Raw genomic sequence first — 21,176 nt, forward strand, 5'->3', positions numbered from 1 at the left:
ATCTGCCTGTTCGGTGTGCTTGAAGTGCCTGCAGTCAGAGACCGCTTACAGCACCTTCGCTTCGGTCTTGAGCTTGGACACCAGCGTGGCCACATCGGGCACCATCACACCGGCGCTGCGCTTGGCGGGCTCAACCACCTTCAGCGTCTTCAGGCGCGGTGCAACGTCCACGCCCAGATCTTCCGGCTTGACCACGTCGAGTTGCTTCTTCTTCGCCTTCATGATGTTCGGCAGCGTCACGTAGCGCGGCTCGTTCAGGCGCAGGTCGGTGGTGACTACGGCCGGCAGCTTGACCGACAGGGTTTCCAGACCACCGTCCACTTCACGCGTGACCGAAGCCTTGCCGTCGGCAACCTGCACCTTCGAGGCAAACGTGGCTTGCGGCAGACCTGCCAGCGCGGCCAGCATCTGGCCGGTCTGGTTGGCGTCGTCGTCAATCGCCTGCTTGCCCAGGATGATCAGCTGCGGCTGTTCCTTGTCGACCAGCGCCTTGAGCAGCTTGGCGACAGCCAGCGGCTGCAGTTCTTCGTTGGTCTCGACCAGGATGCCGCGGTCGGCGCCGATGGCCATGGCGGTGCGCAGGGTTTCCTGGCACTGCGTCACGCCGCACGACACGGCGATCACTTCGGTAGCGACGCCCGCTTCTTTCAGACGCACCGCCTCTTCCACGGCGATCTCGTCGAACGGGTTCATGCTCATCTTGACGTTGGCAAGATCGACACCGCTACCGTCCGTCTTCACGCGAACCTTCACGTTGTAATCGATCACGCGCTTGACTGCGACCAGGACTTTCATGCGCTCACTCCACTCATTAATAAGACATTTGTTACAAGACGCCGGCCATTATAAGGGTGGTCGGTCGCTCGCGTTAAATTTCCGAACGGTCGTGCTATTTTAACCGCGAAAAATTGCCGGACACCAGTCAAACGTCCGGCAATTTGTTGGGGAAAACCCTCTAACCGTGTGTAAACGTGCTTACCACGCCACGATCACGGCGTCTTTGTACTTCGTCTTGACGAAGGACTTCACCGCGTCGGAATGATACGCCTTCACGAGCTTGGCAACCCAGGGTTGATCCTTGTCGGCGGCACGAATGGCGATCACGTTGGCGTACGGGCCCTTCGGGCTTTCGATGGCGATGCCGTCCTTGGTCGGGTCCAGGCCGGCCTTCTCGGCGTAGTTGCCGTTGACGGCAGCGGCGTCCAGATCATCCAGCGAGCGCGGCAGTTGGGCGGCGTCCAGCTCGACGAACTTCAGCTTCTTCGGGTTCTCCACCACGTCACGCGGCGAAGCCTTGAAACCAGCGTTCGGCTTGAGCTTGATCACGCCCAGCGATTGCAGCAGCAGGAGCGCACGGCCGCCGTTGGTCGGGTCGTTCGGCAGGCCAAAGCGTGCGCCGTCCTTCAGATCCTTGATCGACTTGATCTTCTTCGAGTAGATGCCCATCGGGAACGTGATGGTCTGGCCGACGCTCACGAACTTGTAGCCGCGCGTGGCGACTTGGTCGTCCAGATACGGCTGGTGCTGGTAGCTGTTGGCATCCAGATCACCTGCGGCCAGTGCGGCGTTCGGCTGGATGTAGTCGTTGAACTCGACGATCTGGAGCTTCAGGCCGTCCTTCTCGGCAACCTTCTTCACTTCTTCCATGATCTCGGCGTGCGGGCCGGCGGTCACACCGATCTTGATCGGCTTGCTCTGCGCCATGGCGGCGCCCGATGCCAGTGCCAGCGCAAGGGTGGCACCAGTAGCCAGGCTCGCGGACCATTGCAGCAGTTGACGACGATTCATTGCGTTCCCTCGTAGATGAGTCTGTGATGGTTTAACGATGGCTGAGGCGGCGCACGAGCCAATCGCCCGTCGATTGCACCGCCTGCACGAAGACGATCAGGATGACGACGACCGCCAGCATGATGTCCGATTCATAGCGTTGATAACCGTAGCGGATACCCAGGTCGCCCAGGCCACCGCCGCCGATGGTGCCGGCCATGGCTGAGTAACCGACCAGGCTGACGAAGGTGATGGTCAGACCGGCCAGGATGCCGGGCATGGCCTCGGGCAGCAGCACCTTGTAGACGAGCTGGCCGGTGGTCGCACCCATCGACTGCGCGGCTTCGATCAGGCCGCGGTCCACTTCGCGCAGCGCGGTTTCCACCAGACGCGCGACAAAGGGGATCGCAGCGATCGTCAACGGCACGATGGCCGCTGCGGTGCCGATGGACGATCCTGCCAGCAAGCGCGTAAACGGAATCACCGCTACCAGCAGAATGATGAACGGCACCGAGCGTACGGCGTTGACGATGAGGCCAGCCACGCGGTTGAACGCCGGCGCAGACAGTACACCGCCCGTTGTCGTCAGATACAGCAGCACGCCCAGTGGCACGCCGAACAGCGCACCGATGCCACCCGACACGCCCACCATGGCGAGCGTCTCCCAGAATGCCGGCAGAAACAGATCGGTCAGGTCAGACCACATGGTTGATCTCCTCGACCACCACGCCTTGCTCGCGCAGGAAGTGCATCGCGTTGTTGATATCAGCGGTTTCGCCCGACGCCAGGATCGCCAGCGAGCCGAAAGCCTGGCCCTGGATCTCGTCGATATGGCCGTGCAGGATGTTGAAGTCGAACCCGTAAGTGCGGACGGCTTGCGCCAGCACGGGTTGGTCCACGCCTTCGCCGGTAAAGGCGAGTCGGAACAGGCGGTCGCGGCCGCCGTGCTCGCGGGCAACCAGGCGGCTTTCCACACGCGCCAGTACCGAGGGCGGCAGCTCTTGCGAGATCACCTCGCCGATCAGCGCGCGCGTCACGTCGTGATGCGGCTGCAGGAACACGTCGATCACGCGGCCGAGCTCCACCACACGGCCGGCATCGAGTACGGCCACGCGGTCGCACACCTGCTTGATCACTTCCATCTGGTGCGTGATCAGCACGATGGTCAGACCGAGTTCACGGTTGATCTTGCGCAGCAGGTCGAGAATCGAGCGCGTCGTCTCCGGGTCCAGCGCAGAGGTCGCTTCGTCGGAGAGCAGCACATCCGGCTGGCTCGCCAGCGCGCGAGCGATGCCGACGCGCTGCTTCTGGCCGCCGGAAATCTGCGCGGGGTAGCGATCCTTGTGCGCTGACAGGCCAACCAGATCCAGCAGCGGCAGCACGATCTCGCGGATGCGTTCGCGCGACGTGCCCGCCAACTCCAGCGGCAGCGCCACGTTGTCATACACCGTGCGCGACGACAGCAGGTTGAAGTGCTGGAAGATCATGCCGATCTTGCGGCGCGCCTGGCGCAGCCCATCGGCATTGAGTGCGGTCAGTTCCTGGCCCGCCACCGTGACGGTGCCCGAGGTCGGCTTGTTCAGCAGGTTGATGACGCGCACCAGCGTGCTCTTGCCAGCGCCGCTGCGGCCAATGATGCCGAAGATCTCGCCACGGTCGATGGTGAGGTCGACGTCGCGCAGCGCGTGGACGTCGTTGCCGCCCGCCCCCCGAAAGTGCTGCGATATCCCCTTGAGTTCAATCATGCGTACATGCAAAAACGGCAACTCGCCAAGCCCTTCAGGCTCCAGCGCGGTTGCCGTCTCTTTTATCGTTGGAATGAGGCGCTAGTGTAAGGCAGGCCTTACATGCGAGGAACGATTCTTTAACGATGTCTTTATTACTTTTTCGAATTTTGCAGGCGATTTGTCGCCATATGACGCCTAAAGCTCAGCCAGCGCCTTGACGTGCGCGACCACGCTGCGGCCCAGCGCGCTGAGGTTGTAGCCGCCTTCCAGGCAACTCACAATGCGGCCCTTGGCATGTGTGCGTGCCACCTGCATGAGCTGCTGCGTGATCCAGGCGTAATCGGCTTCAACCAGACCCATCTGGCCGAGGTCGTCTTCGCGGTGCGCGTCAAAGCCGGCAGAAATGAACAGCATCTCCGGCCGGAAGGCTTCCAGGCGCGGCAGCCAGATCGTTTCCACCACTTCGCGCACGGTCAGGCCATTGGTGTACGCCGGCAGCGGGATGTTGACCATGTTGGCCGCCACCACCTCGGTGCCCGAGTACGGATAGAACGGGTGTTGGAAGATGCTGCACATCAGCACACGAGGCTCATCGCGGAAAGCCGCCTCGGTGCCGTTGCCGTGGTGCACGTCAAAGTCGACGATCGCAACGCGCTGCAACCCATGGTGCTCCAGCGCATGCCGTGCAGCTACCGCCACGTTGTTGAAGAAGCAGAAGCCCATCGCACGGCCAGGTTCGGCGTGATGACCGGGCGGACGCACGCTGCAGAAGGCATTTTCCAGCTCACCGGCGATCACTTTATCGGTGGCATCCACCGCCGCACCCGCAGCCAGCACGGCGGCCATGTAGGTGTGCGGGTTCATCGAGGTGTCGGGGTCGATCGGCGTGTAGCCGGCAATCGGCACGCTGGCGACCAGTTCGCGCAGGTATTCAGGCCGGTGCACGCGGCACAGCTGTGCCTCGGTCGCGGGCGGCGCCTCGCAGGGGACGAGCAGATCTTCGATGCGGCTGGCGATCAGTTGATCTTCGATCGCGCGCAGCCGGTCGGGGCACTCGGGGTGGTGATACCCCATCTCGTGCTTGAGAAATTCGGGATGCGTGTAGAGGCCGGTCGCCATGTTCGTGTTGTGTGCCCGCTGGGGCTTATGCGGTGCATGTGTCTCCAACCGCTACGTTAGCACGGCGGCAACACGTCGCACGCCAAGGCGATCCGATGAAACCATCCGCTACAATGCCCTGATCCCGTTTGAAGCCCGCTCATGAGCCAATCGCCTTCTTCCCGTCGTCCCGTATTGCGTGCCCTGTTAGCGGGCGCCGCGTTCTCCGCGCTGTCCTTCCCTGCGCTCTCGCTGGCCGCAAAGAAAGCCACCAAGTCGCCCAAGCGCCGCGTGGCGGTGCATGAAGAAGAGATCGACCCGGACCGCTACCGCAACAACCCCCAAACACAGGCCTTCGTCAACGAACTGGTCGGCCAGTACAACTTCGACCGCGCCTCGCTTGATGTGCTGTTTGCCGGCACCGCTTATTCCGCGACGGTGGCGCGCCTGATCCTGCCGCCGGCCACGCCTGCACGCCGAAGCTGGACGGCGTACCGTGGCCGCTTCATCGAGCCCATCCGCATCAACGCCGGCGTACAGTTCTGGCAGCAGTACGGCGACACGCTGCGCCGCGCCGAAAGCGAATTCGGTGTGCCCGCTGACGTGATCGTCGGCATCCTGGGCGTGGAAACCATCTACGGCCGCGACATGGGCAACTTCCGCGTGATGGATGCGCTGTCCACGCTGGCCTTCGATTACCCCGACACACCCAATCGCGCAGACCGCAGCACGATGTTCCGCAACCAGCTCAAGGATTACCTGATCTGGTGCCGCGACACCGGCACGGACGCGTTCTCGGTGCTGGGATCGTATGCGGGCGCGGTCGGCATTCCGCAGTTCATGCCGACGAGCATTCGCGAATACGCCGTGGACTATGACAAGGACGGCCACATCGACCTGCGCAACAGCGCGGTCGATGCCATCGGCAGCGTCGCGCACTTCCTGCAGATGCACGGCTGGGAGCCGAATCGCCCAGTGATGTGGAATATCGCCGGTGACACCGACAGCCAAGGCATTGCAGCGGCAGCTGCCGACGGTCAGCCGTATCCGCGCATGACGCTGTCCAAGCTCACACGCGCCGGCTTGGCACTGGCGCCCGGCGTGGATGCCACGCGCGAACAGGAAACCGAAGTGCTGGTGGTCGATCTGCCCACGCCCGGCCAGGCCACCGAGTACCGCGTTGGTCTGCGCAACTTCTACGTGCTCACGCGCTACAACCGCAGCTTCTTCTACGCAGCCGCGGTGTATGAGTTGGGTCAAGCCGTGCGGCAGGCAATGCGCGGCTGATCACCAGCCCAGCGCTCACGCAAAGAAAAAGCGCAGCTTCGGCTGCGCTTTTTTCATTGGCCGAACCGGCGTACCGATTATTTCCAGCGTGGTAGGTACACCATGCGCGTGTCGCTCGATGCGGGGTCGAGGACCTTGTCGTCGATACGTATCACAGCCAGATTCCGTCCCTGACGCACCAGCCGCATCTGCTCGAACGGTGCGCGCCCAAGCTGCTCGATATTGTCGACTGAAAACCCGGCCAGCCGTGCCGCAGCACGCTGCGGCGGAATATCGAACCATTGCCAGGCGTCGCTGGTGCCCTTGCGGCGCAGGCCTGCGCGCGCCCATACCTCCGTGGCAGGCATGTCGACCTGAGCATCGCCGTTGGGCAAGGTGACCTGCGTGACAGTCTTGCCCGAGCGCGCCTCGAACTGGACTTCCACGTCCGCCATCGGCCCTTTGCCGGGCAGCCCGACGATCGCCAGCCAAGTGCCGGCTTCCGCAGGCTTTGTGCGGGCAAGGTCTTCGTCACGGAACAGGAAGAACGTCGGCTTACCAGGCGTGTAGGCCCGCAGCAAGATGGTCTCGCCGTCGAACTTCCAGATACCTTCGGCGTGCTTGTCGACGCTGGACACCCAGCGCCACTCGAACCCGCCGTCATCGTGAAGCCGCAACATCGAGCCGATGTCGCGACCCGCATCAAGGTAGTACTGGTCCGCCACGGCCTGAACTGCATCGTCCGGCTCGGCAGCCAGCGCAGTGTTGAACCATCCGGCCAGCGCCAAAACCATGGGCGCAATCCACGCCCGCGTGCACGTCATTCGCATCGTCATTGCGGCGCGCCCTAGATCAGGCGGGGAAGACGCCGGTCGACAGGTAGCGATCGCCTCGGTCGCACACCACGAACACGATCGTTGCGTTCTCGACTTCTTCGGCGATCCGCAGCGCCACGCACAATGCACCCGCCGCCGAGATGCCGCAGAAGATGCCCTCTTCACGCGCCATGCGACGCGCCATGTGCTCGGCGTCGGACTGGCTCACGGGTTCGGTGCGGTCGATGGTTTTCGGGTCGTAGATCTTCGGCATGTAGGCTTCCGGCCATTTGCGGATGCCGGGAATGCGCGAGCCTTCTTCCGGCTGCGCACCGATGATCTGGATGGCCTCGTTCTTCTCTTTCAGGAAGCGCGAAACGCCGGTGATGGTGCCCGTCGTGCCCATCGCTGAGACGAAATGCGTGATGCGGCCTTCCGTGTCGCGCCATAGCTCGGGGCCGGTGGTCTCGTAGTGCGCCAGCGGGTTATCCGGGTTGGCGAACTGGTCAAGGATGACACCCTTGCCTTCCTTCTCCATCGCGTCGGCCAAGTCACGCGCATATTCCATACCGCCCTTGACGGGGGTGAGGATGATCTCCGCGCCGTAGGCAGCCATACTCTGGCGGCGCTCCACCGACAGGTCTTCCGGCATGATCAGCACCATCTTGTAGCCCCGGATGGCCGCCGCCATTGCCAGCGCGATGCCGGTGTTGCCGGAGGTGGACTCGATGAGTGTGTCACCCGGCTTGATACGGCCGCGCGCCTCAGCGCGCTTGATCATGGACAACGCGGGGCGATCCTTGACCGAGCCAGCCGGGTTGTTGCCTTCGAGCTTGCCGAGGATGACGTTGCCGCGTCGCGCATTGCCTTCGCCGGGAATGCGCTGGAGCTGAACCAAGGGCGTGTTGCCGATGGTGTCTTCAATGGTGAGATAAGCCATGATGCGTGGGGAACGGGAATCAGATCATTGTAATGCAGACCTACAACCCTGCCCCGCACATGGCAAAACGCCCCGCTTGGAGCGGGGCGTCATGGGGAAAGACGATCGAGGCGCTTACTTCTTCTTGGCGTCCTTGCCGTCCTTCTTGGCTGCAGCCGGCGCCGGCGCACCGAACGTCAGCCCTTCATTTTCCAGCTTGGCGAGCGTCTTGTCGCCGATGCCGGATACGCGAGACCTGAAGTCGGCGGCGTCCTTGTACGGGCCATTCTTGGTGCGCTCTTCAATAATGGCCTTGGAACGCTTCGGGCCAATGCCGGACAGCGTTTCCAGCCCAGCGTGATCCGCAGTGTTCACATCCACCGACGCCCACGCGGTCGACAGCATGGACAGCGACATCAACGCAACGGCCAACATTTTCTTCAACATGTGCTCCTCCTGATTCTTGGGTTCAGAGATGAAAAAACCGCCACATCGGGTGGCGGTTTCAACGCATCTTAAGGAGCATCACCAGGACACTGCAGCGCGCAAACAAAAAGTCACGCGCTGTCTGATTACTGGCAATCAGGCAGGCTGCTTCAGCAGCCACTGGCAGTAGCGCTCAACGCCTTCCTGCACCGTCAGGAACGGCGCCGTGTAGCCCGCTGCGCGCAGGCGCGACTGATCGGCCTGCGTGAAGCACTGGTACTTGCCGCGCAGCGCGTCCGGAAACTTCACGTATTCAATCAAACCTTCCTGCGCCAGCTCTTCGGTGGAAAGCACCGGTTTGCCTTCTGCGCCACGCAGGGTATTCACCACCGTCGTGGCGATGTCGTTGAACGGTTGTGCACGGCCCGTGCCGAGGTTGAAGATGCCCGACTTGTCCGGATGGTCGAAGAAGAACAGGTTGACCTTCACCACGTCTTCCACCGACACGAAGTCGCGCATCTGGCCGCCCTGCGGGTAGCCGTTGTACTCGCCGAACAGCTTGACGGTGCCTTCCGCGCGGAACTGGTTGAAGTTGTGGAACGCGACCGAGGCCATGCGACCCTTGTGCTGTTCGCGCGGGCCGTACACGTTGAAGTAGCGGAAGCCGACGATCTGCGACAGTGCCGTCGGCATAACGCGGCGCACAACCTGATCAAACAACAGCTTGGAGTAACCGTACACGTTCAGCGGACGCTCGAACTCCGGCGCTTCGCGGAAGGTTTCCGACGCGCCGTACGTGGCCGCCGACGAGGCATAGAGGAACTGCACGCCCTGATCCAGGCACGCGCGCATCACCGCCAACGTGTAGCGGTAGTTGTTGTCCATCATGTAGCGACCGTCGGTCTCCATGGTGTCAGAGCAGGCACCCTCGTGGAAGATCGCGCGAACCTTGCCGAAATCGCCACGCGCAAAGCGCTCCACGAACTCGGTCTTGTCCAGGTAGTCGCTGATCTGGCAGTCGACGATGTTCTTGAACTTGTCGGCGCGCGTGAGATTGTCGACGGCGATGATGTCGGTCTCGCCGCGCTCGTTCAGGCCCTTGACGATGTTGGCGCCGATGAAGCCGGCCGCGCCGGTGACGATGATGGTCATGATCGGTGGATCAAATGATCAGTTAAAGAGTTCTGCGTACGTCACAACGGCCGTGCCCAGCTTGCCGACCACGATGCTGCCCGCACGGTTGGCGTATTGCACGGCTTCCTTGAGGCTGGCACCGGCACCCAGCATGGTGGCCAGCGTGGCGATCACGGTGTCACCCGCGCCCGACACGTCGTACACCTCACGTGCCTGGGCCGACACGTGCAGCACTTCATGCTCGGTGTAGAGCGTCATGCCCTCTTCCGAACGCGTCAGCAACAGCGCTTCGAGCTGCAACTCGCGGCGCAGGTTCTGTGCGCGGATGGTCAGATCCTGCTCCGACTTCCACGAACCGACCACCTGGCGCATCTCGGCGCGGTTGGGCGTGATCATGGTCGCGCCCTTGTAGCGCGAATAATCGTCACCCTTCGGATCGACCAGCACACGGCGGCCAGCCTGACGCGAAGCCTCGATCATCTTGCCTACGTGCGTCAAACCACCCTTGCCGTAGTCGGACAGCACCACCACATCGTGCTGCGGCACCAGCGTGCCAAAACGGTCGAGCACCGACATCAGCACTTCATGCGTGGGCGGGTTCTCGAAATCGACGCGGATCAACTGCTGCTGACGTGCCAGCACACGCAGCTTGATCGTCGTGTTGACGGCCGGATCGCGATGCAGGTGCCCCGTGACTTGGCTTTCGCCGAGCAGCGTTTCGATGCTGCGACCGGGCTCGTCGTCACCGATCACACCCAGCATGCCCACCTGCGCACCAAGCGCGGCGGCGTTGCGCGCCACGTTGGCGGCACCGCCCAGGCGCTCGTCCGAGCGCTTGATCTGCACAACGGGCACTGGGGCTTCGGGCGAAATCCGCTCAACGTCGCCAAACCAGTAGCGGTCGAGCATCATGTCGCCCACCACGAGGATGCGGGCGGCCTGGATCTGTTCGGAAGCGAGTGCAGTCTTGGTCATGGGTGTCGGCGGCGGCCGAGGGTCACAGCGCAGTGATTACGATTGGGTGGAGCGCCCGATGGCCTGGTATTCAAAGCCCGCATCGCGCATGGCTTGCGGCTCGAACAGGTTGCGGCCGTCGAACACCATCGGCGTCTTCAACAGGGCCTTCACGGCGTTGAAGTCCGGGCTGCGGAACGCCTTCCACTCGGTCACGATGACCAGCGCGTCAGCGTTCTTGAGCGCGTCCATCTGACCAGCGCAGAACGTCACACGTTCCAGCTGCTCAGCAGAAAGATCGAGCGCCAGTGCGTGACGGGCCTCTTCCATGGCGACCGGGTCATACACCTGCACACGTGCGCCGCGCGACAGCAGCGAAGCGATCAGGATACGGCTCGGCGCTTCACGCATGTCATCGGTATTCGGCTTGAAGGCCAAGCCCCAGATGGCGAACGTACGGCCGGTCAGGTCTGCACCCATGCGGTCTTCAATCTTGCCGACCAGCACTTCCTTCTGCTTGTCGTTGACGGCCTCGACGGCCTCCAGCACGTGCAGCGTCTGCCCATACTCCTGCGCAGTGCGCACCAGCGCCTGCACGTCCTTCGGGAAGCACGAGCCGCCGTAGCCGGTACCGGCGTAGAGGAAGCTGTAACCGATGCGCGGGTCGGAGCCGATGCCCAGGCGCACGAGTTCGATGTCAGCGCCCACCTTGTCGGCCAAGTTGGCCATCTCGTTCATGAACGAGATACGCGTGGCCAGCATGGAGTTGGCAGCGTACTTGGTGAATTCGGCCGAGCGCACATCCATATAGAAGGTGCGCTCGTGGTTGCGGTTGAACGGCGCGTAGAGCGTGCGCATGATGGCCTTGGCGCGCTGGCCGTCGTTGTCGGCATAGGTACCGAGCACGATGCGGTCCGGGCGCATGAAGTCGTCCACCGCGGCACCTTCCTTCAGGAACTCGGGGTTCGACACTACCGAGAAGCCGACATCGGACTTGCCGCGCGTGGCAAGCACTTCGGCCACGGCAGCGCGCACCTTGTCGCCAGTGCCAACGGGCACGGTCGACTTGTCGACGATCACCTTGAAGCCGTTCATGTGCTGCGCGATGTTGCGCGCAGCCGCCAGCACGTACTTCAGGTCAGCCGAGCCATCCTCATCAGGCGGCGTGCCGACGGCGATGAACTGCACATCACCGTGCGCGACGCTGGCCGCCACATCGGTCGAAAACTGAATGCGACCAGCCGCGCGGTTACGCTCGATCAGCTCTTTCAAGCCCGGTTCGTAGATGGGCACGCCGCCGGCGTTGAGCAGGTCGATCTTCTTCTGGTCGACGTCGAGGCAGAACACATCGTTGCCAAGCTCCGCCAGACACGCGCCGGTGACCAGACCGACATAACCGCTACCGATGATGGTGATTTTCATACGAACACTTCAAAGATTAAAAAAGCGCCAGCGCGATGAACAACCCATCGCGTCGGACTGAATTACATGCTGGCCCCGCCACTGCCGCCAAGCGTTTCGGTACGGCGCGGTGAGTAGGTTTCCCAGCGGTTGCAGCCGGGGCATTGCCAATAGAACAGACGTGCGCGGAAACCGCACTCCTGACACGTATAGCGCGCAAGGTTGCGCGTACGGCTTTGCAGAAGATCGCGAATGGCGCCAAGATCCTGCGCGCGCTGGATGTCGGCATTGCCGCCAGCCTCAACGGGATCCGCCAGCGCACTCTCGGCCACATCCGCTGTAGCGGCGGCTTCATGACCGACCGCCTCGGAAGCACGCGTCGCCTCGGCTTCCACCAAACGCGTCAACGCCATCAGCGACGGCTGACGGCGGATCTGATCACGCATCAGCGCCACGGCATCGTCGATACCGTGCACGTCCAGTTCATACTTGTAGACCGTATCGAGCAACTCCGGCCCCAGGCGGGCATCCATCTTGGAGCGCAGCCACGCCAGCCCTTCTGCGGCACGGCCGAGCTGTGCGTACGCCTTCATCAGCCGCTCAGCCACCAGCGGCAGGAATGCCGGATTCTGCTGCTCAATGCTGCGCCAACGCTTGATTGCGCCCTCGGTATCGCCCTGCCCTTGCGCCACGTCGCCCAACTGGATGGTGGCGCGAACGTTCTTCGGGTTCTCCTGCAGCGCGCGCTCGAGCCATTCAATGGCAGTCGGCACGTCCTTGCGTTGCAACGATTCCTGCGCCAGCTCGCAGCAGAACTGCGCGATCTGGACAGCGTAGTCCTTACCCTGCAGGGTCTGCAGCTCACGCGCGGCATCGATGGCTTTGCGCCATTCCTTTTCGACTTCGTACAGCTCCAGCAGTACGCGCTTGGCGGGTTCGGCAAACGTGCCTTCCATCAGCTTGCGCAGGGACTCTTCTGCGCGGTCCAGCAGGCCAGCGCGCAAGAAATCCTGGCCGAGTTCATACAACGCGTGGTCGCGCTCGCTGGCCGGCAGATCAGGACGGTTGACGAGATTCTGGTGCACGCGGATGGCGCGCTCAGTCTCGCCGCGGCGGCGGAACAGACTGCCGAGCGCGAAGTGCAATTCGGTAGTTTCCGGGTCGAGGCGGGCAACCTCGATGAAGGCGTCGATGGCCTTGTCCGGCTGCTCATTGAGCAGGAAATTCAGCCCCTTGAAATAGGAGCGCGGCAGCGACGATTGTTCGGTGCGCAACTGGCGGGCGTCGAGTCGCGCGGCAACCCAGCCCAAGCCAAACACCAACGGGATGGCCAACAGCCACCAGAGATCGAAGTCCATGCGTCAGACCTTGGGGCCGGGAACGTGATAGGGGGAATCAGCAACGACGGGGGCAGTCGGCTCGACCACCTCTTCCGCCTTCTTCATGCGACCAATCTGACGACGCAAGCGGCTGGCGGTAAAGCGATGGCGCACTACACGCGGCGTCATCGCCAGCATGGCGAGCAGAATCCCTGCCACGAAGAATGCCAGTGCGATCAGAATCAGCGGCGCATGCCAGGCCACGCCAAACGGCAACACCAGCGAGACTTCCGCCGTGTTGTGCAATGCCAGCGCAAAGAGCAGCACAAACAACAGGAGGCGGATGACCCAGACGAGAAATTTCATGCAGGCTCAGTAACAAACAACAGCGCGGAAACAAACGGCGGTGCGGTAAGGCAGTACACGATTGCCGGGTTGTGCCGCATTGTAGCGGATTCACATGATGGCCAACCACGCCAAGGGCTGTGCGAAAAGCCATCGCCACAATAGAAAACGCCCCGGTAAAACCGGGGCGCTCCTGAAACTACCTTCTGCAACCTAGGCTTAGCGCGACATGGCCAGCGGTACCGCCGCATCCGCCGGAAAACCGGCGGTCTGGCGCTTGCCATCAGCCTGCCGAGCTGCCTTGACAACCATCAGCGACACAGCTGGCTCGCCCTCCGAAGAAGGTTCACCCTGTTGCGCCAGGCTGCGATCGACCCGTTCGCGCAATTCCTTACCCGCCTTGAAGTGCGGCACCCGCTTCTCGGGCACCAGCACCTTCTCGCCGGACTTGGGGTTGCGTCCAACGCGCGGCGGACGACGATTCAGACCAAAGCTGCCGAATCCGCGAATCTCGATGCGGTGGCCGTCCGCCAGGGCGTCGGACATCGCATCCAGGATCGTCTTGACCGCGATGTCCGCGTCCCGCAGCAGCAGCTGCGGAAAGCGGGCGGCCAGCTTCTCCACGAGTTCGGACTTGGTCATGGGCATCGTGCGCGCGTCCTCGTCGTTCTTTAGGGTCGACCCGGTGGATGCTTACTGGTTGGTTTCGTTCAGCTTGGCCTTCAGCAGCGCGCCGAGGTTCGTGGTACCAGCCGTGCCGGTATCCGCCGAGAACTTCTGCATCGCTTCTTGTTGGTCGGCGCTGTCCTTGGCCTTGATCGAAACGTTGATGTTGCGCGACTTGCGATCGATGTTGACGATCATCGCGGTCATCGTTTCGCCTTCCTTCAGCACGTTGCGGGCATCTTCCACGCGGTCGCTCGAGATTTCCGAGGCACGCAGGTAGCCTTCCACGTCGTCAGCCAGTTGCACCACGGCGCCCTTCGGATCAACGGCCTTGATCGTGACTTGCACGATCGAACCCTTGTCGTTGGTCGACACGAAGTTGTTGAACGGATCGCCCGACAGCTGCTTGATACCCAGCGAGATGCGCTCCTTGTCGATGTCGATGGCCAGCACAACGGCTTCCACCTCGTCGCCCTTCTTGTACTTGCGAACGGCTTCTTCGCCGGTCTCTTGCCACGACAGGTCCGACAGGTGCACCAGGCCGTCGATGCCGCCCGGCAGACCGATGAACACGCCGAAGTCGGTGATCGACTTGATCTGACCCGACAGCTTGTCGCCCTTCTTGTGGTTACGGCCGAAATCGTCCCACGGGTTGGCCTTGCACTGCTTCATGCCCAGGCTGATACGACGCTTGTCTTCGTCGATATCCAGAACCATGACTTCCACTTCGTCGCCCAGCTGGACAACCTTCGACGGAGCCACGTTCTTGTTGGTCCAGTCCATTTCCGACACGTGGACCAGGCCTTCGATACCGGCTTCGATCTCAACGAACGCGCCGTAGTCGGTCAGGTTGGTCACCTTGCCGAACAGGCGGGTGCCTTGCGGGTAACGACGCGAGATGCCGACCCACGGATCTTCGCCCAGTTGCTTGACGCCCAGCGAGACGCGGTTCTTCTCTTGGTCGAACTTGAGGATCTTGGCGGTGATTTCTTGGCCAACCGACAGCACTTCGCTCGGGTGACGCACACGACGCCATGCCAGGTCGGTGATGTGCAGCAGACCGTCGATACCACCCAGATCCACGAACGCGCCGTAGTCGGTGATGTTCTTGACGATACCGTTGACGATCGCGCCTTCCTTGAGCGTTTCCATCAGCTTCTGACGCTCTTCGCCCAGCGTGGCTTCAACCACGGCACGGCGCGACAGCACAACGTTGTTGCGCTTGCGGTCCAGCTTGATGACCTTGAATTCGAGGGTCTTGCCTTCGTACGGCGTGGTGTCCTTGATCGGACGCACGTCGACGAGCGAACCCGGGAGGAATGCACGAATACCATTGACCATGACGGTCAGGCCGCCCTTCACCTTGCCAGTCACGGTACCGGAGATGATCTCGCCGGATTCCAGTGCCTTTTCAAGGTTCAGCCACGAAGCCAGGCGCTTGGCCTTGTCGCGCGACAGGATGGTGTCGCCGTAGCCGTTTTCCAGTGCGTCGATTGCGACCGAAACGTAGTCGCCGACTTGCACTTCCAGCTCGCCCTGGTCGTTCAGGAATTCTTCGACCGGAACAAATGCTTCAGACTTCAGGCCCGCGTTCACAACGACGAAGTTGTGGTCAATACGCACAACTTCCGCAGAGATCACTTCGCCAGCCTTCATATTGGACTTGGCGATCGACTCTTCGAACAGGGCGGCAAAAGATTCGTTAATTTGGGACATAAAAAATAGGCATCCGCAGAACATGCCTCGCAGAGCGTTCGCTCAATGACGAATTGGCGAAGACACGCGCATGCGGGGTTACGAGTTGAACAACCGCCAGCGGCAACATGCCACCGGCACCGATCGGACCAGCACAGCCGAGTCAGTTTGCCTCTTAGTTTTCCTAATTGGCGCCCTGCACCTGCCGGTACCAGTCCAGTACCTGCGCAACCACTTCATCGACCGTCATATCGGACGAATCCAGTTGCCGCGCATCTTGCGCCGGACGCAGCGGCGCGACACTGCGGGTGCGATCCCGCAAATCACGCGCTTCCAAGTCTTGCGAAAGACTTTCCACTGTAGCAGAAAAACCCTTTGCAATCAATTGTTTATAGCGCCGCTCGGCGCGTGCCTGCACGCTTGCCGTGAGGAACACCTTGAGCACCGCTTCGGGGAAAACCACCGTGCCCATGTCGCGGCCATCGGCCACGAGGCCGGGGGCTTCCAGGAATGCCCGCTGACGTGCGTGCAGCGCCTCACGCACCGCACCGTGCACGGCAATCGCCGAGGCCTGGTTGCCGACAGATTCGTGACGTAACGCCAAGCTCACATCTTCGCCCTTGAGCCAGATGTGATCGGCCTTGAAGCGCACATCCAGCGTGCCAGCGATGCGGACGAGGCTGGCGACGTCGTGATCGTCGACGTTCTCGCGCATGCTGACGAGCGCCACCAAGCGGTACAACGATCCGCTATCCAACAGGTGGAAGCCGAGCAAATCGGCGACTTGGTGCGCGACCGTGCCCTTGCCGGATGCGGTCGGGCCGTCGATGGTGATGACCGGGTACGGCATGGAAGCAGCGGTGTCGGACATGATGAAATGCTGTCGGTTAATTGCGTTTCAGGCAGTGATGCCGCCGAACGCCGTGAAATAGTCCGGGAACGTCTTGGCGACACAACGCGGGTCGTTGATGCGCACCGGCACCGGGCCGAACGCGGCCAGCGAGAAGGCCATCGCCATGCGGTGGTCGTCGTAGGTGTCGATGCCGCCGGCAGGCGGGGTCCATTGCGACGGGGGCGTCACGCGGATGTAGTCGGCACCCTCTTCCACTTCGGCGCCGAGCTTGCGCAGTTCGGTGGCCATGGCGGACAGGCGATCAGTTTCCTTGACGCGCCAGCTTGCGATGTTGGTGAGCGTGGTGGTGCCGTCGGCAAACAGCGCGGCCACAGCCAGCGTCATCGCCGCATCGGGGATGTGGTTGCAATCCAACTCGACCGCGTGCAGCTTGCCGTCGTCGCGCTCGACGCCGCGCACTTCGATCCAGTTGTCGCCGGCCATGACGTTGGCACCCATGCGGTTGAGCGCGTCGGCAAAGCGAACGTCGCCCTGGATGCTGGACATGCCGACGCCCTCCACGCGCACTGGCCCGCCGCCAAGTGCGCCAGCTGCCAGGAAGTACGACGCCGACGAGGCATCGCCTTCCACGAAGATCTCGCCCGGCGCTTTGTAGGCCACGCCGGTCGGCACCGAGAACGACGCCCAACCGTCACGCTCGACCTGCACGCCAAAGCGCGCCATCAGGTTCAGCGTGATCTCGATATAGGGCTTGGAGATCAGCTCACCAATCACTTCGATGGTGACGTTGCCCGCGGACTCGACCAGCGGCAGCGACATCAGCAGCGCGGTCAGGAACTGACTGGACACATCGCCGCGCACGCGGATGGGCGCCTCGATCTTGACCGGCGCGGCGTGGATCGCCAGCGGCGGATAGCCTTCGTTGCCGGTGTAGTCGATGTGCGCGCCGACCTGGCGCAGGCCGTCGACCAGATCGCCGATCGGCCGTTCGTGCATGCGTGGCACACCGTGCAGCGTGTACTCACCGCCTTGGAGTGCCAGCGCGGCCGTCAGCGGGCGGATGGCAGTACCGGCGTTGCCCATGAACAGATCCGCTGATTTGCTCGGGAAACGGCCACCGGTGCCGGTGACGCGGTAAGCGTTGTCGCCCAGGCGCTCGACCGAGACGCCGAGCTTGTCGAGCGCAGCCAGCATGACGCGCGTGTCGTCAGAATCCAGCAATTCGCGCACGACGGTTTCGCCCTGCGCAAGTGCCGCTAGCAACAGCACACGGTTGGAGATGCTCTTCGAGCCCGGCAGCTTGATTGTGCCGCGCGCCGCCTTCAGCGGACCGACGTCGAGATGTTCCATGAATCCAGTCAGTTCAAAACAAAACGTTATTCGGGTTGCGTGGTCGGGGCCACGCGTTGCGGCCAAGCCAGGCGCGCTTCGCTCGCGCGGCGGAACACGCGTTCGAGCGAGGCGCCATCGCGCTCCGCAATCATCGTCTTCAGGCGGCCGATCACGGCTTCATAGGTGTTCAACTCGCGCAGCAGTGCTTCGCGGTTCGACAAGCAGATGTCGCGCCACATCTCGGGCGACGAAGCAGCGATGCGCGTGAAATCGCGGAAACCGCCGCCAGCAAAATCGAGCTTGAGCGCGCCGTCTTCGGCATTGATGATCTGTGCGACCAGCGCGTACGACAGCACGTGCGGCAAGTGGCTGACCGCCGCGAACACCGCGTCGTGCTGCACGGCCGACATGATGTGGCAGTGTGCGCCCGCCACTTCCCACATTGCCTGCACGCGAGCAACATCAACGCGACGGTTTTCCTGCAGCGGGCACAGCACGGTTTTCTTGCCGACATAGAGATCAGCCAGCGCTGCCTCCACGCCATTCAGCTCGCGGCCCGCGATCGGGTGCGCCGGTACGAACTGGCTGACCTGATCACCCAGCGCCGTCTTGGCGGCCATGATGACGTCGGACTTGGTGCTGCCGGCATCCGTGACGATGGTGTCGGGCCCCAGGTGTGGCTGCATGGCGAGCAGCAGCGGCAGCGTTTGTGCCACCGGCGCGCACAGCACGACCATGTCGGCGCCGCGCACGGCCTCTTCCATCGGCAGCGCCTCGTCGATCACGCCCAGGCGGATCGCCGCTTCAAGCGACGCAGCCGACCGCCCGACACCCACGATCTGCCCGACCACACCCGCGCGGCGCAACGCCAACGCCAGTGAACCGCCAATTAGGCCAACACCGACGATCACCAACCGGGAACTGGAAAAAGAAGAGGCCACAACACCGCCCTGCCAGAAAAAAAGCAAAGCGGCATTGTAGCCCGATGTGCGCGGCGCCCGATGCCCGATCCGGGGCGCCGCAACGGTTGCGACAGAAGTTACGCGGCAGCTTTTTCCTGTGCCAGCGCCACTTCCAGCGCCTCGATAAAGGTGGCGTTCTCTTCGCGCAGACCGATACTGATGCGCAGCCATTGCGGCAGACCGTAGTTGCCGACCGGACGCACAATCACGCCCTGTTTGAGCAATGCGATATTCACGCGGGCGCCCGCGCTGCTGTCGTCCCCCACGCGCACCAGCACGAAGTTGCCCGACGACTGCACGTACTGCAGGCCGAGGCGATTGAACGCTTCAGTCAGTTGCACGTAGCCCGCAGCGTTCAGTTCCGCCGATTCGCGCAGGAATTCCGCGTCATTGAGCGCAGCCACGGCAGCAGCCTGTGCCAGGCTGTTCACGTTGAACGGTTGGCGAATGCGGTTGAGCAGATCAGTCAATTGCGGCTGCGCGATGCCGTAGCCCACGCGCAGGCCAGCCAGCCCATACGCCTTCGAGAACGTGCGCGACACCAGCAGGTTCGGATACTGGCGCACCCAGGCTGTCGAGTCGTACTGCTGTTCGGGCTTGAGGAACTCGTTGTAGGCCTCGTCCAGCACAACCACGACGGTCGGCGGCACCTTGGCCAGGAACGCAGCAATTTCACTCGCCGATAGGAATGTGCCGGTCGGATTATTCGGATTGGCGATGTAGATCAGGCGCGTGTCCGGCGTGATGGCCGCAGCCATCGCGTCGAGGTCGTGGCCATAGTCGCGAGCCGGCACTTCGATGGCACGCGCGCCGACCTCCTGTGCCGCCAGCGCATACACGGCGAACGAGTGCTGCGCGTAGATCACGCCCTGCCCCGGCTCCACCAGCGCGCGGGCCGCCAGTTCGAGGATGTCGTTGCTGCCGTTGCCCAGCGTGATCCACGCTTCGGGCACACCAAACTTGGCATGCAGCGCGGCCTTCAGGCTAAAGCCATTGGCATCCGGATAGCGCGCCAGTTCGTCAATGGCTGCAGCCATCGCGTTCTTGGCCGATTGCGGCATGCCCAATGGGTTCTCGTTGGATGCCAGCTTGACGATGCGCGCGGCATCCAGACCGAACTCGCGCGCCACTTCGGAAATCGGCTTGCCGGCCACATAGGGGGCGATGGCGCGGACGTACTCCGGGCCGAACTGCAAAGACATGGGGTGCTCCTTTGGTATCAGCGCCTCGCCCGTGCGAGACGCGTTTTTGAATCCCTCGGGAGCGCTGCAAACCAGCGCCGGCTTGCCTCGTCCCCGTTAGCGTGCCGAGGGGTAGGACCCCAGCACTTTGAAATACGCCGCGTCATGACGCAGCTTTTCCAGCGCGCGCGCCACCTGCGGGTCACGCTGATGGCCTTCCACGTCAACGTAGAAGTAGTACTCCCACGCACCGCTGCGCGCCGGACGCGACTCAAAGCGGCACATCGACACGCCGTTCTCCGCCAGCGGCGCGAGCAGCTTGTAGACCGCACCGGCCTCGTTCGGCACCGACAGGATCAGCGACGTCTGATCACGCCCGCTCGGCTCCGTTTCATAGTTGCCGATCACGACGAAACGCGTGCGGTTGTGCGGATCGTCTTCCACGTTGGCACGCACCACGTGCAGGCCGTAACGGTTGGCTGCCTGCACGCTTGCCAGCGCGGCGACAGTTTCGTCTTCGCCTGCCATGCGCGCAGCTTCGGCATTGCTCGACACGGCCTCGCGCGGCAGGTTCGGATAGTTCGTGTTCAGCCACCGCTGGCACTGCGCCAGCGCCTGCGCATGCGCACGCACCACCTTGACTTTCGACATGTCGTCCGTCTTGTGCAGCAGGTTGTGGTGCACCCGCAGCGCAATCTCGCCGCTGATCTTCAACGACGTCGTCAAGAACAGATCGAGCGTGCGCGATACCACGCCTTCCGTCGAATTCTCCACCGGCACCACGCCGCAATCGACCGTGCCGGATTCCGCCGCACGGAACACCTCATCGATGCTCGGGCACGGCATCGGCTGGATCTCGTGACCGAAATGCGCGATCACCGCCTGTTCCGAGAACGTACCCGCTGGGCCGAGGTAGCCAATGCGCAGCGCCTGCTCCAGGCCGCGGCACGCAGACATCACCTCACGCCAAATTGCGGCGATGCTCTCATCGTGCAGCGGGCCTGCATTGCCCGACTGCATCTTGCGGATGACCTGCAACTCACGGTCCGGTCGGAACGCCGGCGCCGAATAGCGCTTCTTCACCTCGCCCACTTCCTGCGCCACCTTGGCGCGATCGGAGAGCAGCAAAAGCAATTGGTTATCGATCGAATCGATCTGCGTGCGCAAGGGCGCCAACTCCGCCGCCAATGCGGCGTCCTTGTTTTGCTTCGTATCGTCTGACTGACTGGTCATTGTAGGAATCGGGTTCGGCAATGGATTGCAAATTGCCGCGCAAAGCAGGCGCTTCGCGCAATGTTCTGCTGTGGTTGGGCGAA

Annotated in this window: 21 protein-coding genes; 1 reads left to right on the forward strand and 20 read right to left on the reverse strand. The window is 62.7% G+C overall.

Annotation, left to right across the window (positions count from 1 at the left end; genetic code table 11):
• Positions 1-45 precede the first annotated feature (45 nt).
• The 5 genes from C404_RS45855 to C404_RS45875 form a co-directional block, all read right to left on the reverse strand.
• The gene (locus C404_RS45855) at positions 46-795 is read right to left on the reverse strand and encodes an electron transfer flavoprotein subunit beta/FixA family protein (protein ID WP_021195501.1); all 750 of its coding nucleotides are present in this window, start codon (positions 793-795) and stop codon (positions 46-48) included.
• A gap of 180 nt (positions 796-975) precedes the next feature.
• The gene (locus C404_RS45860; protein WP_021195502.1) at positions 976-1,788 is read right to left on the reverse strand and encodes a MetQ/NlpA family ABC transporter substrate-binding protein; all 813 of its coding nucleotides are present in this window, start codon (positions 1,786-1,788) and stop codon (positions 976-978) included.
• Positions 1,789-1,819: 31 nt separating this feature from the next.
• On the reverse strand, positions 1,820-2,473 hold the full coding sequence (locus C404_RS45865; RefSeq protein WP_021195503.1) for a methionine ABC transporter permease: 654 nt from the start codon (positions 2,471-2,473) through the stop codon (positions 1,820-1,822).
• Positions 2,463-3,512, reverse strand: coding sequence for a methionine ABC transporter ATP-binding protein (locus tag C404_RS45870; RefSeq protein WP_021195504.1), 1,050 nt, complete (start codon positions 3,510-3,512; stop codon positions 2,463-2,465). Before C404_RS45870 ends, C404_RS45865 begins: the two co-directional genes overlap by 11 nt.
• Positions 3,513-3,689: 177 nt before the next feature.
• Positions 3,690-4,613: a histone deacetylase family protein gene (locus C404_RS45875; protein WP_021195505.1), complete on the reverse strand. Its 924-nt coding sequence runs from the start codon at positions 4,611-4,613 to the stop codon at positions 3,690-3,692.
• 141 nt (positions 4,614-4,754) lie between these two features.
• On the opposite strand from C404_RS45875, the gene mltB reads away from it, so the two are divergent.
• Entirely contained in the window at positions 4,755-5,879 is a 1,125-nt protein-coding gene (gene mltB / locus C404_RS45880; RefSeq protein WP_031329546.1) for a lytic murein transglycosylase B, read from the forward strand.
• A gap of 77 nt (positions 5,880-5,956) precedes the next feature.
• Here mltB and C404_RS45885 read toward each other — a convergent pair whose 3' ends face one another.
• The 15 genes from C404_RS45885 to pheA form a co-directional block, all read right to left on the reverse strand.
• On the reverse strand, positions 5,957-6,652 hold the full coding sequence (locus tag C404_RS45885) for a hypothetical protein (RefSeq protein WP_021195507.1): 696 nt from the start codon (positions 6,650-6,652) through the stop codon (positions 5,957-5,959).
• A 58-nt stretch (positions 6,653-6,710) separates the two neighbouring features.
• Entirely contained in the window at positions 6,711-7,613 is a 903-nt protein-coding gene (cysM, locus tag C404_RS45890) for a cysteine synthase CysM (protein WP_021195508.1), read from the reverse strand.
• A 114-nt stretch (positions 7,614-7,727) separates the two neighbouring features.
• The gene (locus tag C404_RS45895) at positions 7,728-8,039 is read right to left on the reverse strand and encodes a ComEA family DNA-binding protein (protein ID WP_021195509.1); all 312 of its coding nucleotides are present in this window, start codon (positions 8,037-8,039) and stop codon (positions 7,728-7,730) included.
• Between the two features lie 135 nt (positions 8,040-8,174).
• On the reverse strand, positions 8,175-9,170 hold the full coding sequence (gene rfaD, locus C404_RS45900) for an ADP-glyceromanno-heptose 6-epimerase (RefSeq protein ID WP_021195510.1): 996 nt from the start codon (positions 9,168-9,170) through the stop codon (positions 8,175-8,177).
• 18 nt (positions 9,171-9,188) lie between these two features.
• Positions 9,189-10,127, reverse strand: coding sequence for a D-glycero-beta-D-manno-heptose-7-phosphate kinase (gene rfaE1, locus C404_RS45905; protein WP_021195511.1), 939 nt, complete (start codon positions 10,125-10,127; stop codon positions 9,189-9,191).
• Positions 10,128-10,163: 36 nt separating this feature from the next.
• The gene (locus C404_RS45910) at positions 10,164-11,528 is read right to left on the reverse strand and encodes a UDP-glucose dehydrogenase family protein (protein ID WP_021195512.1); all 1,365 of its coding nucleotides are present in this window, start codon (positions 11,526-11,528) and stop codon (positions 10,164-10,166) included.
• 62 nt (positions 11,529-11,590) lie between these two features.
• Entirely contained in the window at positions 11,591-12,865 is a 1,275-nt protein-coding gene (lapB, locus tag C404_RS45915) for a lipopolysaccharide assembly protein LapB (RefSeq protein WP_021195513.1), read from the reverse strand.
• A gap of 3 nt (positions 12,866-12,868) precedes the next feature.
• A complete protein-coding gene (locus C404_RS45920; RefSeq protein WP_021195514.1) occupies positions 12,869-13,192 on the reverse strand; it encodes a LapA family protein in 324 nt (107 codons plus the stop codon).
• Between the two features lie 198 nt (positions 13,193-13,390).
• Entirely contained in the window at positions 13,391-13,819 is a 429-nt protein-coding gene (locus C404_RS45925; RefSeq protein WP_021195515.1) for an integration host factor subunit beta, read from the reverse strand.
• Between the two features lie 45 nt (positions 13,820-13,864).
• Positions 13,865-15,553, reverse strand: a complete 1,689-nt coding sequence (gene rpsA / locus C404_RS45930) for a 30S ribosomal protein S1 (RefSeq protein WP_021195516.1) — start codon at positions 15,551-15,553, stop codon at positions 13,865-13,867.
• Between the two features lie 163 nt (positions 15,554-15,716).
• Entirely contained in the window at positions 15,717-16,403 is a 687-nt protein-coding gene (cmk, locus tag C404_RS45935) for a (d)CMP kinase (protein ID WP_021195517.1), read from the reverse strand.
• 27 nt (positions 16,404-16,430) lie between these two features.
• The gene (aroA, locus tag C404_RS45940) at positions 16,431-17,735 is read right to left on the reverse strand and encodes a 3-phosphoshikimate 1-carboxyvinyltransferase (protein ID WP_021195518.1); all 1,305 of its coding nucleotides are present in this window, start codon (positions 17,733-17,735) and stop codon (positions 16,431-16,433) included.
• Between the two features lie 26 nt (positions 17,736-17,761).
• Positions 17,762-18,658: a prephenate dehydrogenase gene (locus C404_RS45945; protein ID WP_031329548.1), complete on the reverse strand. Its 897-nt coding sequence runs from the start codon at positions 18,656-18,658 to the stop codon at positions 17,762-17,764.
• A 98-nt stretch (positions 18,659-18,756) separates the two neighbouring features.
• Entirely contained in the window at positions 18,757-19,881 is a 1,125-nt protein-coding gene (gene hisC / locus C404_RS45950) for a histidinol-phosphate transaminase (protein ID WP_021195520.1), read from the reverse strand.
• Between the two features lie 96 nt (positions 19,882-19,977).
• Positions 19,978-21,093: a prephenate dehydratase gene (gene pheA, locus C404_RS45955; protein ID WP_021195521.1), complete on the reverse strand. Its 1,116-nt coding sequence runs from the start codon at positions 21,091-21,093 to the stop codon at positions 19,978-19,980.
• Positions 21,094-21,176 lie beyond the last annotated feature (83 nt).

Source organism: Ralstonia sp. AU12-08 (assembly GCF_000442475.1).
In the GTDB taxonomy this organism is placed as follows: domain Bacteria; phylum Pseudomonadota; class Gammaproteobacteria; order Burkholderiales; family Burkholderiaceae; genus Ralstonia; species Ralstonia insidiosa.